This window comes from Mycolicibacterium grossiae (assembly GCF_008329645.1).
In the GTDB taxonomy this organism is placed as follows: Bacteria; Actinomycetota; Actinomycetes; order Mycobacteriales; family Mycobacteriaceae; genus Mycobacterium; species Mycobacterium grossiae.
Genome location: NZ_CP043474.1, coordinates 3,427,319 through 3,442,879, shown reverse-complemented (window position 1 = coordinate 3,442,879; position 15,561 = coordinate 3,427,319). Strand labels below are relative to the sequence as shown.

Sequence of the window (15,561 nt, the reverse complement as noted above, 5' to 3'; positions counted from 1 at the left end):
CTTAGTCACGCCCCTGCCACGTGCAGAGGCACGCCTCGTTGCCCTCCGGGTCCGCGAGCACCCAGAACGACGGCGCCGCAGCGTCGGACACCAGCCTGCCGCCGGCGGCGAGCGCGGCCGCCATGCGCGCGGCGACGCGCTCGGGCGGCACGTCGACGTCGAGGTGGATCCGGTTGCGTCCGCCGCGCGGCGGGTCCATCTGCTGGAACCAGATCGTCGGACTGCGCCGCAGCGGGTCACTCAGTGCGTTCGGCGGCAGGTCGGCCGGGTGGGGTTCGTCGACGTATCCGGTGACGGCCTGCCAGAACGGCCGCACCCGCGCGATGTCGGACGCGTCGATCGCGATCTCGAGGGTCTGCGGCGCCACCGCGTCCCCGGCGACGGTCGCCGACCCGATGCCGCCCAGGGCGTCGGTGATGCGCCGGGCCAGCGCGACGTCGGTCGCGGTGACGTCACCGACGGCGACGTCCTGCAGCCGCAGCACCACGCGGTCGGCGAACAGCTCGGCGGTCAGGTGACCGGGGCCCTCGGCACCCGCGGCGTCCACGGCTGCGGTGGCGACGCGCGCGGCGTCGGTCAGCGAGCCGACCGGGACGTGGGTGACGAGCACCCCGAGGACGAGCCGCCATCCCAGGGGGTCGACGGCGTCGGACGTCGATTGCCGCGTCATGCCCTCGATGATCTCAGGGCATCACGGCGTCGTGAGGTCCGCCGTCGCGGCGTTCTCCCGCTGGGCGGTGACCTCGGCGAGCCGGTCGGTCAGCGCGTCGGTGACGAGCTGCCAGGCGTCCGACCCGAGGACGAGGCGGCGCGGCGGGTCCTCGGCGTCGGCGGCGCGCAGGATCGCCGCGACGGTCTTCTCCTGGCTGTCGACCATCTCCTCGAGGGTCGGTGCCGGCCGGTCGGCGGGCCCGCCGACGTAGGGCGCGCTGACCGGCACGCGGGGTGCGGCGTCGAAGAATCCGGTGCGGACCACGCCCGGGGCGACCAGGACGGTGCGAATGCCGAACGGTTCGACCTCCTGGGCCAGTGCGTCGTAGAAGCCCTCGATCCCCCACTTGGTCACGTGGTAGAGCGAGAAGCCGGGAAAGGACAGGTGCCCGCCCATGCTCGACATCTGCACCAGCGTGCCGCCGCCTTGGCGGCGCAGGTGTCCGACGGCGGTGCGGGCCAGTTGGATCGAGGCGGTCAGATTCGTGGCGATCATCGCGTCGACCTGCTCGTCGGTGAGGTCCTCGGCGGTGCCGAACACGCCGTAGCCGGCGTTGGACGCCACGACGTCGATGCGGTCGTGCGTCGCGAAGGCGCGGTCGACCGCCTCGCGCAGTGCGGCCGTGTCGGTGACGTCGAGCCGCTCGGTGGTCAACGCGTCGCCGTAGTGGTCGGCGAGGTCGGCCAGGTCGTCGGGGTTGCGCAGCGTCGCGATCACGGTGTCGCCGCGGCGCAGCAGTTGCTCGACCATCTCGCGTCCCATGCCGCGTGAGGTGCCGGTGATGAGCCAGGTGTTCGGCGTCGTGAATTTCGGCATCGTGGTTCCTCCTGTCGGTGTCTCTTCACTCAACCGCGCGGCGTGCGGCGGCAGTCCATACCGGAGATGAGCGTTTCGCCGCGAGGCCATGCACGATCCGCATGACTAGGCTGACCGGATGATTGAGCTGACCGCATGACTGAGGCGACCACATGACCGAACTGACGCTGACGGGGCTGCGGGTCTGCCAGGAAATCGCCCACCTCGGGTCGTTCAGCGCCGCCGCCCGCGCGCTGGGGTACTCGCAGCCGGCGATCTCCCGGCAGGTCGCGGCGATGGAGGCCGCCGCGGGGCACGCGCTGTTCGCGCGACACGCGGGCGGGGTGCACGTGACCGCGGCGGGGGCCGTCGTCGCCGAGCACGCGGCGCGCATCCTCGGCGGCATCGACGCACTGACCCGGGACCTGAGCGGTCTCGGTGACCGTCTGGGCGGGCGCGTCGGCCTCGGCGCATTCCCGACCGCCGCGGCCGCGCTGGTCCCGGCCGCCCTCGCGCGACTCGCCCGCGAGCATCCCGGCCTCGCGGTGTCCCTGACCGAGGCCGCCACCCCGGCGCTGCTCCGCGACCTGCGCGCGGGCCGGGTGGACGTCGCGGTGATCGGCGCGGGCGCGGGGCTGTCGGAGTACGACCTCGACGGGCTGTCGCGACGGCGCCTCGACGCCGGCGACCTGTGCGTGGCGCTGCCCGCCGAGCACCGCCTCGCCGCAGCGGATCCGGTGGCGGTGGGCGATCTCGCGGTCCAACCGTGGATCGTCGGGACGGGTGCGCCCGGCGACCCGCAGTTCGGTGCCTGGCCGACGCTGACCGACCCGGTGGTGCGCTACCGCGTGCGCGACTGGCCCGCCCGACTGGGGCTGGTCGCGGCCGGCCTGGGCGTGTGCGTGCTGCCGGAGCTGGCGGCGCCGTCGGTCCCCGCGGGGGTGGTGACGCGACGCGTCGACGACCCGAACTGGCTGGGCCGCGTCACGCTGGCGCTGACCCATCCCGGCCCGTCCGCCCCCGTGGCGGCGGTCGTCGACGCGCTCGGCGCGGCCGCACGCGACGTGCGCCCCGGCTAGAGTTCGCCGGCGTCGATCGCGTCCTTGACCTCCTGGGCGTGCGCCACCTGCTCGGCGGTGTAGCCGATGAACAGGGCGACGGCACCCACGACGACGGCGACGGCGGCAACCCAGAGCAGCCCGTAGGTGTAGCCCTGATCCAGGGCGCGCAGCTGCGCGGCGTCCATGTTCTTCACCGGCCCGGTCGTGCCGCCGAGGTACAGCGTGCGGGAGGTGATCACGGCCTGGATGATCGCGAGGACCACGGGACCACCCAGGTTCTGCAGCATCAACGCGATGGCCGAGACCGGTCCGATCTCGTCGAATCCGACGCCGGCGATGGCCGAGATCATCAGCGGCACCACGATCATGCCGATGCCGAAGCCGCCGACGGTGATGGGGAGCACCAGGTTCGGGAAGTACGGGATGTCGCCGTGCAGCGTCGAGCCATAGAGCATCGCGGCCAGCACCAGGACACCGCCGCCGATCACCAGCAGCCGCGGCGGGAACCGCGACGCCAGGAACGAGGACAGCCCGAGACCGATGCCCAGGGCGATGACGAACGGGATGAAGCCGATGCCGGCCCGCAGGGCGCTGTAGCCCATGATGTCCTGCACGTACAGGCCGATGAGCACCGTCAGCGTGAACATCACGCCACCGGCGAGGAACACCGCGGCGAAGGTCGCGAGCCGGTTGCGCTCGCGGAACAGGCTGAACGGGACCACGGGGTTGACCGCGGTGCGTTCGACGTAGACGAAGGCGGCGAAGAACGCGAACGCCGCCAGGCAGGAGCCGAGCGTCAGCGGCGACAGCCAGCCACGCTCCGGACCCATCGAGAAGCCGAACACCGCGGCCGTGCACGCGAGGGTGGCGAGGATGGCGCCCGCCGCGTCGAGCTTCATGCGCTCGCGGTTGGTCTCCCGCAGCGTCTTGCGGGCCAGGTAGATCATGACGATGCCGATCGGCACGTTCACCAGGAACGCCCACCGCCACGACACCTCGGTCAGGGCGCCGCCCACCACGAGGCCCATGACCGAGCCGACGCCGGTCATGGCGGCGAAGACGGCGGTGGCGGCGTTGCGGGCCGGCCCCTTCGGGAAGGTGGTCGCGATGAGCGCGAGGCCGGTCGGCGAGGCGATGGCCGAACCGACGCCCTGCAGCAACCGTGCCACCACCAGCGTGCTCTCGTCCCACGCGATGCCGCACAGGATGGAGGCGATGGTGAACAGCGAGACGCCGACGATGAACGTGCGCTTGCGGCCGATGGTGTCGCCCAGCCGGCCGCCGAGGAGCATCAGGCCGCCGAAGGTCAGCACGTAGGCGGTGATCACCCAGCTGCGCCCGGCGTCGGAGAGGTTCAGCTCGTCCTGAATCTTCGGCAGCGCGACGATCGCGACGGTGCTGTCCATGGTGGCCAGCAGCTGCATGCCGCCGATCGCGATCACCGCGGCGAGGAACCGCCGCGACGGCATCCAGGTCGGGTACCAGCTACTACGCACGATCTGCGTGGGCGTGATCGGCATGGGGAGCGCCCCTTCGCCTTCGTTCTCGGACGGACGACGGGCAGCGGCGCGCTCGGCATCGTTGAGAGCCGTCATGCAGGTTACCTTACAGTAATCTTAGAAATCCTTTAACCGCCGAAGGCCGCGACGGGCCCGATCACGATGATCGCGGGGGGCCTGATGCCCTCCGCGCGGATGTCCTCGGCGGCCGTGGCCAGGGTCGACCGCAGCGTCCGCTGCGCGGCCGTCGTGCCGTGCTGCACCACGATCACCGGCGTATCCGCAGGTCGGCCGCCCGCGAGCAGGACCGCGGCGAACAGCTCGATGCGCTCGACGGCCATCAGCAGGACCAGCGTGCCGGACAGCGCGGCCAGCGCATCCCAATTCACTAACGATTCGGGATGCTCGGGTGCGAGGTGTCCGCTGACCACCACGAACTCGTGGTTCACCGCGCGGTGGGTCACCGGCACGCCCGCCAGCGCAGGCACCGCGATCGCGCTGGTGACGCCCGGAACGACGGTGACGGGGACGCCCGCCTCGGCGCACGCCACCACCTCCTCGTAGCCACGCGCGTAGACGAACGGGTCGCCGCCCTTGAGGCGCACCACGAACTTGCCGGCGCGGGCCCGCTCGACGAGCACCGCGTTGATCGCCTCCTGCGCCATCGCCCGGCCGTAGGGGATCTTCGCGGCGTCGATCACCTCGACGTGCGGGGAGAGTTCGGCGAGCAGCTCCGGGGGCGCCAGGCGGTCGGCGACGACGACGTCGGCCTGCGCGAGCAGCCGGCGACCGCGCACGGTGATGAGTTCGGGGTCGCCCGGTCCCCCGCCGACCAACGCCACCTGCCCGCGCAGCGCGTCGGAGCGCGAGTCGGCCAGCACGCCGCTCTGCAGACCCTCGTTGATGGCCGACCGGATCGCGGCCGAGCGCCGGTGGTCGCCGCCGGCGAGCACGCCGACCGACAGGCCGTCGTACTCGAACGACGCCGGCGTGACCGCCGTGCCGTCGCGGGCCACGTCCGCCCGCACGCAGAAGATCCGGTTCCGTTCGGCCTCGGCGACGATGGCGGCGTTGACGTCCGGGTCGTCGGTGGCGGCGATCGCGTACCAGGCGCCGTCGAGGTCGCCGTCGCGGTAGTCGCGCAGTTCGAGCGTGATGCCGGGGCGCTGGTCGCGCAGCGCCTCCACGGCGGGCGTCGCGGCGCGGGCGACGACGTGCACCTCCGCACCGTTGGCGAGCAGCAGCGGCAGTCGACGCTGCGCGACGGTCCCGCCACCGACCACGACGACCCGGCGGCCGGACAGACGCAGGCCCACGAGGTAGGCGTCGTCGGTCCGTCCGTCGGGCACGAACGGGTCGTCGGTCACGGACGGTCTCCTCGGGTGCGCATCACCCGAAGAGCTTAGAGGTTGCCGCTACGGAGCATTGAGACGTGCGGGATGCCGTCGTCGAGGAATTCCTCACCGACACGGACGAAGCCGTGCTTGGCGTACATGTCCTCGAGATAGGTCTGCGCATTGATGCGGCACGGGTAGTCGCCGACCTCGGCGAGCGCGGCCTGCATGAGCCGATTGGTGTGACCGTGCCCACGTTCGCTGCGCTTCGTGCAGACCCGCCCGATGCGGAAGGCCTTCTCCCCACCGGGGTGTTCCTCCATCAGCCGCAGCGTCGACGCCACGACGCCGTCGGCGTCCTCGAGCCAGAAGTGACGCGTCTCGGACAACAAGTCGCGGCCGTCGAGTTCCGGATAGGGCGTGGCCTGCTCGACGACGAACACCTCGACGCGCAGCTTGAGCAACTCGTACAACGTTGCCGCGTCGAGGTCCTTGGCCCAGCTGCGCCGCAGCGCGACCGTCACGACGTCAGAGCCGCGGCGGCCGCCGCGGCCTGCGCCTTCGGCTCGTCGAGCTTGAGCACGTGGGTGCCCCGGCTCCAGACTTCCTCGAACAGCTTCGGCTCCTTGGACAGTGCCACGCCCAGCGACGGGACCATCTCCCGCAGACGCGGCTGCCAGCCGGCCCAGCGGTCGGCGAAGCAGCGCTCCATGACGTCGAGCATCGCCGGCACCGCGGTCGACGCGCCGGGCGAGGCACCCAGCAGGCCGGCGATCGAGCCGTCCTCGGCGGACAGCACCGTGGTGCCGAACTCCAGCACGCCGCCGGCGCCCTTGCGGCGGATGACCTGCACGCGCTGCCCGGCGATGTCGAGTTCCCAGTCGGAATCCCGTGCGCTGGGGGCGAATTCGCGCAGGGCGTCGACGCGGTCGGCCTCGCTGAGCGCGAGCTGGCCGATCAGGTACTTGAGCAGACTCATCTCCGTGAGGCCCACGCCCAGCATCGAGGCGAGGTTGTTCGGCTTCACCGAGAACGGCAGGTCGGTCACCTTGCCCTGCTTGAGGAACTTCGGCGACCACCCCGCGAAGGGGCCGAACAGCAGGTAGGACCGGCCGTTGATGACGCGCGTGTCCAAGTGCGGCACCGACATCGGCGGGGCGCCCAGCGGCGGGGCGCCGTACACCTTGGCCTGGTGGGCGGCTGCGAGGTCGGGGTTGGCGCTGCGCAGCCACTGGCCGCCGACCGGGAAGCCGCCGAATCCCTTGGCCTCCTTGATGCCGGACTTCTGCAGTAGCGGCAGCGCACCGCCGCCGGCCCCGACGAAGACGAACCTGGCGTTGATCTTCTGCTTGCCGCCGGTGCGCCGGTTGGTGACCTTCAGCGTCCAGCTGCCGTCGGACTCCTTGCGCAGATCGCGCACCTCGTGGCCGAACAGCGTCGCCATGCCGCGTTGAGCGGTGTAGCCGATGAGTTGCCGTGACAGCGAACCGAAGTCGACGTCGGTGCCGTCCTGCGTCCAGTTCAGCGCCACCGGCTCGCGGAAGTCGCGCTTGGCGGCCATGAAGGGCAGGCGGCGGGCGAACTCGTCGGCGTCGCCGATGTACTCCATGGTGGCGAACAGCGGGTTGGTGACGAGCGCGTCGTAGCGGGCCCGCAGGTAGGCGGTGTCCTTGGCGCCGTGCACGAAGCTGACGTGCGGGATGGGGTTGAGAAAGCTGCGGACGTCGGGCAGCACTCCGTTCTCGACCGCGTAGGTCCAGAACTGGCGGGACACCTGGAACTGCTCGTTGACGTGCACGGCCTTGCTGATGTCGATGGTGCCGTCACCGCGCTGCGGGGTGTAGTTCAGCTCACACAGCGCCGAGTGGCCGGTACCCGCGTTGTTCCACGGGTCGCTGCTCTCCGCGGCCGCGCCGTCGAGACGCTCGATCAGGGTGATGTTCCAGTTCGGCTCGAGCAGCCGCAGCAGCGCGCCGAGCGTGGCGCTCATGATGCCCGCGCCGACGAGGACGACGTCGGTCTTCACAATCTTGGACTCGGCCACCTGATCGATCCTTCGTGTCGAACATCCGGTTCTCGGCTTGATACCCAGGTTATCCGGTGGTCGAACCGCCGGTCGGCGCAGGTGGCCTCCGTGACCTCGGGCCTCGGCGGCGGCGCGCGGCGGCGGCTCACCCGGCGCGGCATACAGTTGACCCGTGACTGCGACCGCGTCCGCGTGGGAGCCCGACGTCCTGCCCGGCTACTGGCAGCGGACCATTCCGCTGGGTGCCGACCCGCACGGCGAGGGCGACCTGGTGGCCACACTCGTCCGCCGTGGTGACGCCGGGCCGGCCGCACGCGCGGTTCTGGCCCTGCACGGGTACACCGACTACTTCTTCAACACCGAGCTGGCCGACCGCTTCGCGGCACGCGGAATCGCCTTCTACGCCCTCGACCTGCACAAGTGCGGACGGTCCCGGCGCGACGGGCAGACGCCGCACTTCACCACGTCCCTGCGGGACTACGACACCGAACTCGACGAGGCGTTGCGCCTGGTGAGCGACGACACCGGCGGCGCCGGCGTCATCGCCTACGGGCACTCCGCGGGCGGCCTCATCGTGACGCTGTGGCTGGACGAGGCGCGACGCGCAGGCCGCGCGGGCGCGGTGACCGGCCTGGTGCTCAACAGTCCGTTCTTCGACCTGCACGGTCCGGCGGTCCTGCGCTCGGCGCCGACCTCGCTCGCGCTGATCGCCCTGGCGCGGTGGCGCAAGCGCCACGTGATCCGCCGCCCGACGCCGGGCGGCTACGGCACCAGCCTGCACCGCGACTACTCCGGCGAATTCGACTACGACCTGGACTGGAAGCCGTTGGGCGGCTTCCCCGTCACGCTCGGCTGGATCAACGCGATCCGGCGCGGGCAGGCGCGACTGCACCGCGGCCTGGACGTCGGCGTCCCCAGCCTGATCCTGCGCTCGGACCACAGCGTCACCGAGGCTCCCGACCCGGAGGCCATCGCGCGCGGCGACGCGGTGCTCGACGTCGCGCAGATCGCCCGGTGGGCGGGCTGCGTCGGCGACCACACCACCGTGGCGCCGATCGCCGACGCCAAGCACGACGTCTTTCTCTCCCTCGCCGGGCCGCGCGCGGCCGCCTACGCCGAACTCGACCGCTGGCTCGACCGCTTCGCCGCCGGAGACGGCGTGAGCACCCAGGGCGCCGACGGCGGGCGCGCGGGCGCCGACCCCCATTCCGACATCCCAACCAGACGAGGCTGATACGCGTGGAGCACTACGACCTGACCATCATCGGATCCGGTTCGGGGAACAGCATTCCCGACACGGCCTTCGACCCGCGCTACGGCGAGATGCGAATCGCGCTGTGCGAGAAGGGTGTCTTCGGCGGCACCTGCCTCAACGTCGGCTGCATCCCCACGAAGATGTTCGTCTACGCCGCCGAGGTGGCCGACATGGTCCGGCGCAGCGGCCGCTACGGCATCGACGCGCACGTCGACGGCGTGCGCTGGCGCGACATCGTCGACCGGGTCTTCGGCCGCATCGATCCCATTGCCCAGGGCGGCGAGGACTACAAGCGCAGCCTGCCGAACATCGACGTCTACGGCAGCCACACCCGCTTCGGGCCCACCCAGCCCGACGGGCGGTACCTGCTGCGCACCGAACACGGCGAGGAGTTCACCTCCGACCAGGTGGTCCTGGCGGCGGGATCGCGGATCAACGTGCCGCCGGCCATCATCGACTGCGGCGTGCACTACGAGACCAGCGACACCGTCATGCGCATCCCGGAACTGCCCGAGCACATGGTCATCGTCGGAGGCGGCTTCGTCGCCGCCGAGTTCGCCCACGTCTTCTCGGCGCTCGGCGTGCGGGTGACCATCGTCGTGCGCGGCGACGGTCTGCTCACGCACTGCGATCCGACGATCTGCCACACCTTCACCGACATCGCGACCAGCAAGTGGGACGTCCGTACCCACGAGAACGTCGTCGGCTCGCACCAGGACGGCGCGAAGATCGTGCTGGAACTCGACGACGGCAAGGAACTGGAAGCCGACCTGCTGCTCGTCGCCACCGGCCGGATCCCCAACGGCGACACCCTCGATGCGCACCTCGCGGGCGTCGAGGTCTCCCCGGGCGGCCTGGTGCAGGTCGACGACTACCAGCGCACCACGGCGCGCGGCATCTACGCGCTGGGTGACGTGTCCTCGCCGTGGCAGCTCAAGCACGTCGCCAACCACGAGATGCGCGTGGTACGGCACAACCTGCTGCGCGACTGGGATGACACCGCGGACATGGTGCGCAGCGACCACCGGTTCGTCCCCTCCGCGGTGTTCACCGACCCGCAGATCGCGATGGTCGGCCTCACCGAGACCGAGGCGCGCGAGCAGGGCTTCGACGTCGTGGTGAAGGCGCAGAAGTACGGCGACACCGCCTATGGCTGGGCGATGGAGGACCAGACCGGCGTGGCGAAGGTGATCGGCGACCGCGCCACCGGCACCATCCTCGGCGCGCACGTCATGGGTTACCAGGCCTCGACGCTGATCCAGCCGCTCGTGCAGGCGATGAGCCTGGGTCAGACGGCCGCCGAGGTCGCCACCGGCCAGTACTGGATTCACCCGGCGCTGTCCGAGGTGATCGAGAACGCCCTGCTGGGCATCGTGTGACCGGCATCGTGTGACCGTGTCTCGACGCGGGCGTCAGCCCGCAGGAATGACGAAGCCCCAGGGCAATTCGAGCCGGTGTGCGGCCAGCAGGTCGGCGTCGGCGAGGATGTCGGCGGTGGGCCCGTCGGCGACGATGCGCCCGCCGTCGACGAGCACCGCGCGCGAACACAGCTGCGCGGCGTAGGGCAGGTCGTGGGTGACCACGAGCATGGTCGCGTCGATGCCCAGGAGCGTCTCGGCCAGTTCGCGGCGCGCCACCGGGTCCAGGTTGGCCGACGGTTCGTCGAGCACCAGGATCTCGGGGCGGCACGCCAGCACGGTGGCCAGCGCGGCCCGACGCCGCTGCCCCCCGGACAGGTGCGCCGGGCTGCGGTCGGCGTGCTCGGCCATGTCGACGGCGTCCAGCGCCTCGGCGACGCGCGCCGCCAGGTCCTCGCCGGCGAGCCCGAAGTTCGCCGGACCGAATGCCACGTCCTGGGCGACGGTCGGCATGAAGAGCTGGTCGTCGGGATCCTGGAAGACCAGTCCCACACGGCGGCGGATGTCGCGAAGCGTGCTGCGCGTCACCGGCGTCCCGCCGATCTCGACGGTGCCCGCCGTCGGTCGAAGAACGCCGTTGAGGGAGAGCATCAGCGTCGTCTTGCCCGCGCCGTTGGGCCCGAGCACCGCGACGCGCTCACCCGCGGCGACCTCGAGGTCCACGTGATCGAGGCCGACGTGTCCGTCGGGGTACACGTGCCGCAGCCCGGCGACGCGGATGGCCGCCGTCATCGCCACGTCCACGCCGCGGCGACGATGACCACGGCGGCGGCCGCGGGCAGCAGGGCGGCCCGCCAGTCGGCGGCCACGGCGCGGGCCGGTCCGCCCGCCAACGCGAGTTCCGGGACGCGGCCGTCGAATCCGCGCGACGCCATGGCCAGGTAGACCCGTTCGCCGCGCTCGTAGGACCGCAGGAACAAGCCGCCGACGCCCGTGGCGATCGCACCGATCTGGTGCAGCGCGCGGGGCGAGTCACCGCGCGACAACCGGGCCATCCGCATGCGGCGGACCTCTGCGGTCAGCACGTCGACGTAGCGGATCATGAGCACGACGATCGACGTGACCAGCCCCGGCACGCCGAGCCGGCTCAGCGCCAGCGGCAGGGCACGCGACGACGTCGTCGCCGCGAACGTCAGCGAGGCCGCCACGCCGAGTGTGCCCTTCACGACGATGCCCCACGCCGCCCACAGTCCCGGCACGGACAGGTGCAGGCCGGCGACGGCGACCCGCTCGCCGCCCTCGGCGAACGGCAGCAGCACGGCGAGGACGACGAACGGCACCTCGATGAGCATGCGCGGCAGGATCCACCGCAGCGGGATGCCGGCGACCAGCCACACGGCGACGAGGACCGCGGCGAACGCCGCGTACGGCCAGAAGGTCTCGCGCGGCGTCGCGACCACCGCCAGCACGAACGTGACCAGGGCGATCACCTTGGTCTCGGCGGGCAGCCGGTGGACGCGGGACGTGCCGTCGCGGTAGAGCGGGTGGGCATGCCCTGCGCCCATGGTGGCCGCCCTACGATCCGCGCTTGCGGCGGGCGATCAGCCAGAACGCCCCGCCGGCGAGGGCCAGCGTGACGACCGCGCCGATGACGCCCGCGACGCCGCCGGTGCCCTCGCGTCCGCCGATCGCGTAGTCGGCGAGCGGCGCGGACTCCAGCGCGTGCGGCGCCGCCTGCTGGGCGATGCAGCTGCCGCGCAACTGCTCGACGCCGTCGACCTCGACGACCTCGCATCCCCGGAGCGTGGTGGCGTCGAGGCCGTCCGGGCTGGAGCTGGCGAGGTAGGACACGCCCCCGGCGATGAGCAGGATCGCGGCGACGCAGCCGACCCAGAACGCCCGTCCGCGGGCGGGTGCGCTCACGCGGGCACCGCCGCGGTCGCCGGCGTGCGCGACGTCCGCAGCAGGTAGACCAGGTCCGGGCGGGAGCGCGCCACCGCCATGACGGTCAGCGCGGTGATGACGCCCTCGCCGATGCCGATGAGCACGTGCGTGCCGAACATGTAGGACGCCACCGTGCCGAGCGACGCCGTCGCCGCGCCTCCGACGGCGTACTCGACCACGAAACCCATGGCCGCGCACACGGTTCCGACGAGCGCCGCGACGAAGGCCAGGCCACCGAGGGCAGGCACCGGGACGGGCGTGCGGCGCCGTCGGATGATCCGGTGGCCCAACGCCGCGACGCCGTAGCCGACCGCGACGCCGATCAGCGCCATGTTGGTGACGTTGGTGCCGAGCGCCGACACGCCGCCGTCGGCGAACAGCAGCGCCTGCACGACGAGCACGATCGCGATGCACAGTGCGCCCGTGAACGGCCCGACCAGGATGGCGGCCAGCGCGCCGCCGAGCAGGTGCCCGCTGACGCCGGGGAGGATGGGGAAGTTCACCATCTGCACGGCGAACACGAATGCCGCCACGAGGCCGGCCAGCGGCACGGTCCGCTCGTCGAGTTCGGTGCGCGCCCGCCACACGCACACCGCCAGCGCGGCGATCGCGAGGGCGCCGAAGACCAGGGAGGTGGGCGCGTCGACGATCCCGTCGCTCATGTGCATGGCGCTGTAGGTGACGCTCATCCCTCGACCCTAGGACGTGGGGCGATGCCTGTCTAACTGTTCAGATGGGCACGCCGAGCGGAGGCGTCGTGCCGGTCAGCGCACGGTGGCGGTGACGAGCAGGTACTCCGCATCCCAGATCGCGTCCTCCCCGCCGCCGGTGTTCCACTCTTCGAGCAGCGCGAGGAAGTCGCGGTCGAGCGCCGCGACGCGGTCGGCGTCGTCGGCGACGAACCGGTAGGCCGCGATGGTCGGCCCGTAGGTGCGCTTCCAGTACTCGCGGAAGGCGAGCGGTGTGGGGCAGTGCCGCAGTCGCACCGTCTGCCTGCGCATCCGCAGGTCGGTCACCCGGTCACCGAGCAGCTCCGTGACGTGCGACTCGGATCCCCACAGCGGCGGCGGGCTCGCGCCGGGCGGCGGCGGTGGCGCGTACGGCTTGATGGTCGCGAACAGCCGTCCGATGAACCCCTCCGGCGTCCAGCTGATCAGGCCCAGCGTCCCGCCGGGTCGGCACACGCGGACCAGCTCGTCGGCCGTGCGCTGGTGGTGCGGCGCGAACATCGCCCCGACGCACGACATCACGACGTCGAAGGCGTCGTCGGGGAACGGCATCGCCTCGGCGTCGGCCTCCACCCACTCCAGCTCGACGCCGCGGGCGGCCGCGTGCCGACGCCCGGCGGCGAACAGCTCCGGCGTGAGGTCCGCCGCCGTCACCGCCGCGCCCCGCTGCGCGGCTGGGATGGCCGCGTTGCCGGCGCCCGCCGCGACGTCGAGCACCCGGTCCCCCGCAGCGATCCCACACGCCCGCACCAGTTCCGGGCCCAGCTCCGGGATCAGTTCGGTGGCCACGGCGACGTAGTCACCGGACGCCCACAGCGCACGGTGACGGGCCTTCAGTTGCCGGTCGCCGGCGGGTGCGTCCCCGGTCGCGTGCGCCGGCCCGGCCTGGTCGTCGGTGGTGCTCATGCCCGCTCCCCTCGTCGGAATCGGGGCGAATGTACTGCTCGGCGGGCACGCCGGGACGGTTTCGGACAATCGGCACACCCCGCAGTCGGGCCTCAGCCGTGCCGGGCGCCGATCCAGTGCAACAGGTCGTGCACGATCTCGTCGTCGAGGCGGTAGCTGACCGAGCGGCCGGCGCGGGTGCTGCTCACCCAGCCCTGGCCGCGTAGCACCCGTAACGCCTGGGAGACGGCGTTCTCCGAGCGGCCCAGCGCCGCGGCGAGGTCGCCGACGCAGATGCCGGGCGCGCGGTGCAGGCTCAGCAGGATCTCCAGCCGGTGCGGATCGGAGAGCAGATCGAATCGCCGGGTCCACTGCGACGTGTCGACGTCGGCCAGCGCCGACGACGCCCGCTCGACCACCGCCTCGTCCTCCATGGCAGAAGAATCTAATCCAGGAAGCCGTGCAGCAGCGCCGCCGATCCCCACACGTGGTCGGCCATCACCTCGGCGGCGCCGTCCGCGTCGCCGGCGAGGATCGCCAGCACGATCGCGTCGTGCTGCTGGTCGGAGTGCGCGATGTTGCGGCCCAACAGCGGAATCTGGTCCAGCATCTCGTTGATGCGCATGCGGTTGTCGGCGACCAGCGGCGGCAGCGACGGCACGCCCGCCGCCTCGGCGATCGCCAGGTGCAGCCGCGAGTCCAGCCGCCGGTAGTCCTGCGGCGTCGCGTCCCGCACGTCGGTCAACCGGCCCCACAGCGTCTCGCGCTCGCTGGCCGTCAGAGTCCGCCCGGCCGCCATCCGCGCGGCACCCACCTCGAGGATCTCGCGCAGCCGCAGGGCGTCGTCGATGTCGGCGCGGCCGAACCGGATGTCGTCGATCCGCGGCCCGGGCAGCTCCTCGGCGAGGAACGTGCCGCCGTACCGGCCGCGCCGGGACACCAGGTAGCCGGCCTCGGCCAGCGACTTGATGGCGTCGCGGACGGTGTCGCGGCTCACGCCGAGCCGGGTGGCGAGTTCGCGTTCCGGCGGCAGGCATTCGCCGGGCGCCAGCACGCCGAGCCGTATGGTCTCCAGCAGCCGGCCGACGGTGTCCTCGAACGCGTTGCCCAGCCGCACCGGGCGCAGCCACGTCGCGGGCGCCCCTGGGCGCCCGTCGGGCTGCGGATCCGGTTCGACGGTCACGGGCTGCTACAGCGGCGTCACGTAGTGGCCGCTGATGCCGCCGTCGACCAGGAAGCTCGACGCGGTGATGAACGACGCGTCGTCCGACGCCAGGAACGCCACCGCCGCCGCGAGTTCCTCGGGCTCGGCGAACCGGCCGACCGGCACGTGCACCAGCCGACGCGCGGCGCGTTCGGGATCCTTGGCGAACAGCTCCTGCAGCAACGGGGTGTTGACCGGGCCGGGGCACAGCGCGTTGACCCGGATGCCCTGCCGGGCGTACTGGACGCCGAGTTCGCGCGACATCGCCAGCACGCCGCCCTTGGAGGCGGTGTAGGAGATCTGCGAGGTCGCCGAACCCATCACCGCGACGAACGACGCGGTGTTGACGATCGATCCCTTCTGCGCCGGGACCATGTGGCGCAGTGCGGCCTTGCAGCAGAAGAACACCGACTTGAGATTGATGTCCTGCACCCGGTCCCAGGCGTCGACGCCGGTGTTCTCGATGAGGTCGTCCTCGGGCGGGCTGATGCCGGCGTTGTTGAAGGCGATGTCGACCGAGCCGTACTCCTCGGCCGCGGTGTCGAAGAGGTGATCGACGGCCACCTGGTCCGAGACGTCCACGGCGACGAAGGTGCCGCCGAGATCGTCGGCGACGGTCTTGCCGGTCTTCGGGTCGATGTCGCCGATGACGATCGTGGCGCCCTCGGCCTTCATCCGCTTGGCCGTGGCCAGCCCGATGCCGCTCGCGCCGCCGGTGATGACGGCGACCTTGCCCGCCAGCCGCTGGGTCAGATCCATG

17 protein-coding genes are annotated in these 15,561 nt (G+C 71.9%); 3 read left to right on the top strand and 14 right to left on the bottom strand.

The genetic code is table 11. From position 1 onward, the window contains the following. Position 1 precedes the first annotated feature (1 nt). Together FZ046_RS16555 and FZ046_RS16550 are read right to left on the bottom strand one after the other, a co-directional pair. Entirely contained in the window at positions 2-670 is a 669-nt protein-coding gene (locus FZ046_RS16555) for a VOC family protein (RefSeq protein WP_099045815.1), read from the bottom strand. A gap of 21 nt (positions 671-691) precedes the next feature. Further along, complete coding sequence (locus FZ046_RS16550; RefSeq protein WP_070351716.1) at positions 692-1,528, bottom strand: SDR family oxidoreductase; 837 nt, start codon at positions 1,526-1,528, stop codon at positions 692-694. Positions 1,529-1,680: 152 nt separating this feature from the next. Here FZ046_RS16550 and FZ046_RS16545 point away from each other — a divergent pair, with 152 nt between their 5' ends. Continuing rightward, positions 1,681-2,586 carry a LysR family transcriptional regulator gene (locus FZ046_RS16545; RefSeq protein ID WP_070351715.1) on the top strand — a complete coding sequence of 302 codons (906 nt, stop codon included), beginning with the start codon at positions 1,681-1,683 and terminating at the stop codon, positions 2,584-2,586. Here FZ046_RS16545 and FZ046_RS16540 read toward each other — a convergent pair. The 4 genes from FZ046_RS16540 to mqo all read right to left on the bottom strand — a co-directional run bounded on the left by FZ046_RS16540 (position 2,583) and on the right by mqo (position 7,391). Further along, positions 2,583-4,088, bottom strand: coding sequence for an MFS transporter (locus FZ046_RS16540; RefSeq protein WP_246183055.1), 1,506 nt, complete (start codon positions 4,086-4,088; stop codon positions 2,583-2,585). The two genes, FZ046_RS16545 and FZ046_RS16540, sit on opposite strands and share 4 nt — an antisense overlap. A 107-nt stretch (positions 4,089-4,195) precedes the next feature. Beyond that, positions 4,196-5,434, bottom strand: coding sequence for a uroporphyrinogen-III C-methyltransferase (gene cobA / locus FZ046_RS16535; RefSeq protein ID WP_328514349.1), 1,239 nt, complete (start codon positions 5,432-5,434; stop codon positions 4,196-4,198). Between the two features lie 35 nt (positions 5,435-5,469). Then, on the bottom strand, positions 5,470-5,925 hold the full coding sequence (locus FZ046_RS16530; RefSeq protein WP_070351713.1) for a GNAT family N-acetyltransferase: 456 nt from the start codon (positions 5,923-5,925) through the stop codon (positions 5,470-5,472). Next, positions 5,922-7,391: a malate dehydrogenase (quinone) gene (gene mqo / locus FZ046_RS16525; protein ID WP_246183054.1), complete on the bottom strand. Its 1,470-nt coding sequence runs from the start codon at positions 7,389-7,391 to the stop codon at positions 5,922-5,924. Before mqo ends, FZ046_RS16530 begins: the two co-directional genes overlap by 4 nt. Before the next feature lie 208 nt (positions 7,392-7,599). On the opposite strand from mqo, the gene FZ046_RS16520 reads away from it, so the two are divergent. Next, positions 7,600-8,661 carry an alpha/beta fold hydrolase gene (locus FZ046_RS16520; protein WP_070351711.1) on the top strand — a complete coding sequence of 354 codons (1,062 nt, stop codon included), beginning with the start codon at positions 7,600-7,602 and terminating at the stop codon, positions 8,659-8,661. Between the two features lie 5 nt (positions 8,662-8,666). Further along, positions 8,667-10,061 (top strand): mycothione reductase, encoded by a 1,395-nt coding sequence (mtr, locus tag FZ046_RS16515; protein WP_149484274.1) that lies wholly within the window; start codon positions 8,667-8,669, stop codon positions 10,059-10,061. Between the two features lie 33 nt (positions 10,062-10,094). Here mtr and FZ046_RS16510 read toward each other — a convergent pair whose 3' ends face one another. The 8 genes from FZ046_RS16510 to FZ046_RS16475 form a co-directional block, all read right to left on the bottom strand. Beyond that, positions 10,095-10,832, bottom strand: coding sequence for an energy-coupling factor ABC transporter ATP-binding protein (locus FZ046_RS16510; protein ID WP_070351737.1), 738 nt, complete (start codon positions 10,830-10,832; stop codon positions 10,095-10,097). Further along, positions 10,829-11,605 carry a cobalt ECF transporter T component CbiQ gene (gene cbiQ / locus FZ046_RS16505; protein WP_070351710.1) on the bottom strand — a complete coding sequence of 259 codons (777 nt, stop codon included), beginning with the start codon at positions 11,603-11,605 and terminating at the stop codon, positions 10,829-10,831. The genes FZ046_RS16510 and cbiQ overlap by 4 nt, the downstream gene beginning before the upstream one ends. A 10-nt stretch (positions 11,606-11,615) precedes the next feature. Then, on the bottom strand, positions 11,616-11,963 hold the full coding sequence (locus FZ046_RS16500; RefSeq protein ID WP_070351709.1) for a PDGLE domain-containing protein: 348 nt from the start codon (positions 11,961-11,963) through the stop codon (positions 11,616-11,618). Next, positions 11,960-12,673 (bottom strand): energy-coupling factor ABC transporter permease, encoded by a 714-nt coding sequence (locus FZ046_RS16495; RefSeq protein WP_070351708.1) that lies wholly within the window; start codon positions 12,671-12,673, stop codon positions 11,960-11,962. The genes FZ046_RS16500 and FZ046_RS16495 overlap by 4 nt, the downstream gene beginning before the upstream one ends. A 75-nt stretch (positions 12,674-12,748) precedes the next feature. Then, the gene (locus FZ046_RS16490) at positions 12,749-13,618 is read right to left on the bottom strand and encodes a class I SAM-dependent methyltransferase (protein ID WP_070351707.1); all 870 of its coding nucleotides are present in this window, start codon (positions 13,616-13,618) and stop codon (positions 12,749-12,751) included. A 92-nt stretch (positions 13,619-13,710) separates the two neighbouring features. Beyond that, positions 13,711-14,031 (bottom strand): ArsR/SmtB family transcription factor, encoded by a 321-nt coding sequence (locus tag FZ046_RS16485; protein ID WP_070351706.1) that lies wholly within the window; start codon positions 14,029-14,031, stop codon positions 13,711-13,713. Positions 14,032-14,042: 11 nt separating this feature from the next. Further along, on the bottom strand, positions 14,043-14,780 hold the full coding sequence (locus tag FZ046_RS16480; protein ID WP_070351705.1) for a FadR/GntR family transcriptional regulator: 738 nt from the start codon (positions 14,778-14,780) through the stop codon (positions 14,043-14,045). Positions 14,781-14,786: 6 nt separating this feature from the next. Then, a complete protein-coding gene (locus FZ046_RS16475; protein WP_070351704.1) occupies positions 14,787-15,560 on the bottom strand; it encodes a 3-oxoacyl-ACP reductase in 774 nt (257 codons plus the stop codon). Position 15,561 lies beyond the last annotated feature (1 nt).

Bases quoted from the DNA above. Each gene is read 5' to 3' on its own strand.
- FZ046_RS16555 (WP_099045815.1), bottom strand. From the start codon at position 670: ATGACGCGGCAATCGACGTCCGACGCCGTCGACCCCCTGGGATGGCGG.
- FZ046_RS16550 (WP_070351716.1), bottom strand. From the start codon at position 1,528: ATGCCGAAATTCACGACGCCGAACACCTGGCTCATCACCGGCACCTCA.
- FZ046_RS16545 (WP_070351715.1), top strand. From the start codon at position 1,681: ATGACCGAACTGACGCTGACGGGGCTGCGGGTCTGCCAGGAAATCGCC.
- FZ046_RS16540 (WP_246183055.1), bottom strand. From the start codon at position 4,088: ATGCCGATCACGCCCACGCAGATCGTGCGTAGTAGCTGGTACCCGACC.
- mqo (WP_246183054.1), bottom strand. From the start codon at position 7,391: ATGAGCGCCACGCTCGGCGCGCTGCTGCGGCTGCTCGAGCCGAACTGG.
- FZ046_RS16510 (WP_070351737.1), bottom strand. From the start codon at position 10,832: ATGACGGCGGCCATCCGCGTCGCCGGGCTGCGGCACGTGTACCCCGAC.
- cbiQ (WP_070351710.1), bottom strand. From the start codon at position 11,605: ATGGGCGCAGGGCATGCCCACCCGCTCTACCGCGACGGCACGTCCCGC.
- FZ046_RS16495 (WP_070351708.1), bottom strand. From the start codon at position 12,673: ATGAGCGTCACCTACAGCGCCATGCACATGAGCGACGGGATCGTCGAC.
- FZ046_RS16490 (WP_070351707.1), bottom strand. From the start codon at position 13,618: ATGAGCACCACCGACGACCAGGCCGGGCCGGCGCACGCGACCGGGGAC.
- FZ046_RS16485 (WP_070351706.1), bottom strand. From the start codon at position 14,031: ATGGAGGACGAGGCGGTGGTCGAGCGGGCGTCGTCGGCGCTGGCCGAC.
- FZ046_RS16475 (WP_070351704.1), bottom strand. From the start codon at position 15,560: ATGGATCTGACCCAGCGGCTGGCGGGCAAGGTCGCCGTCATCACCGGC.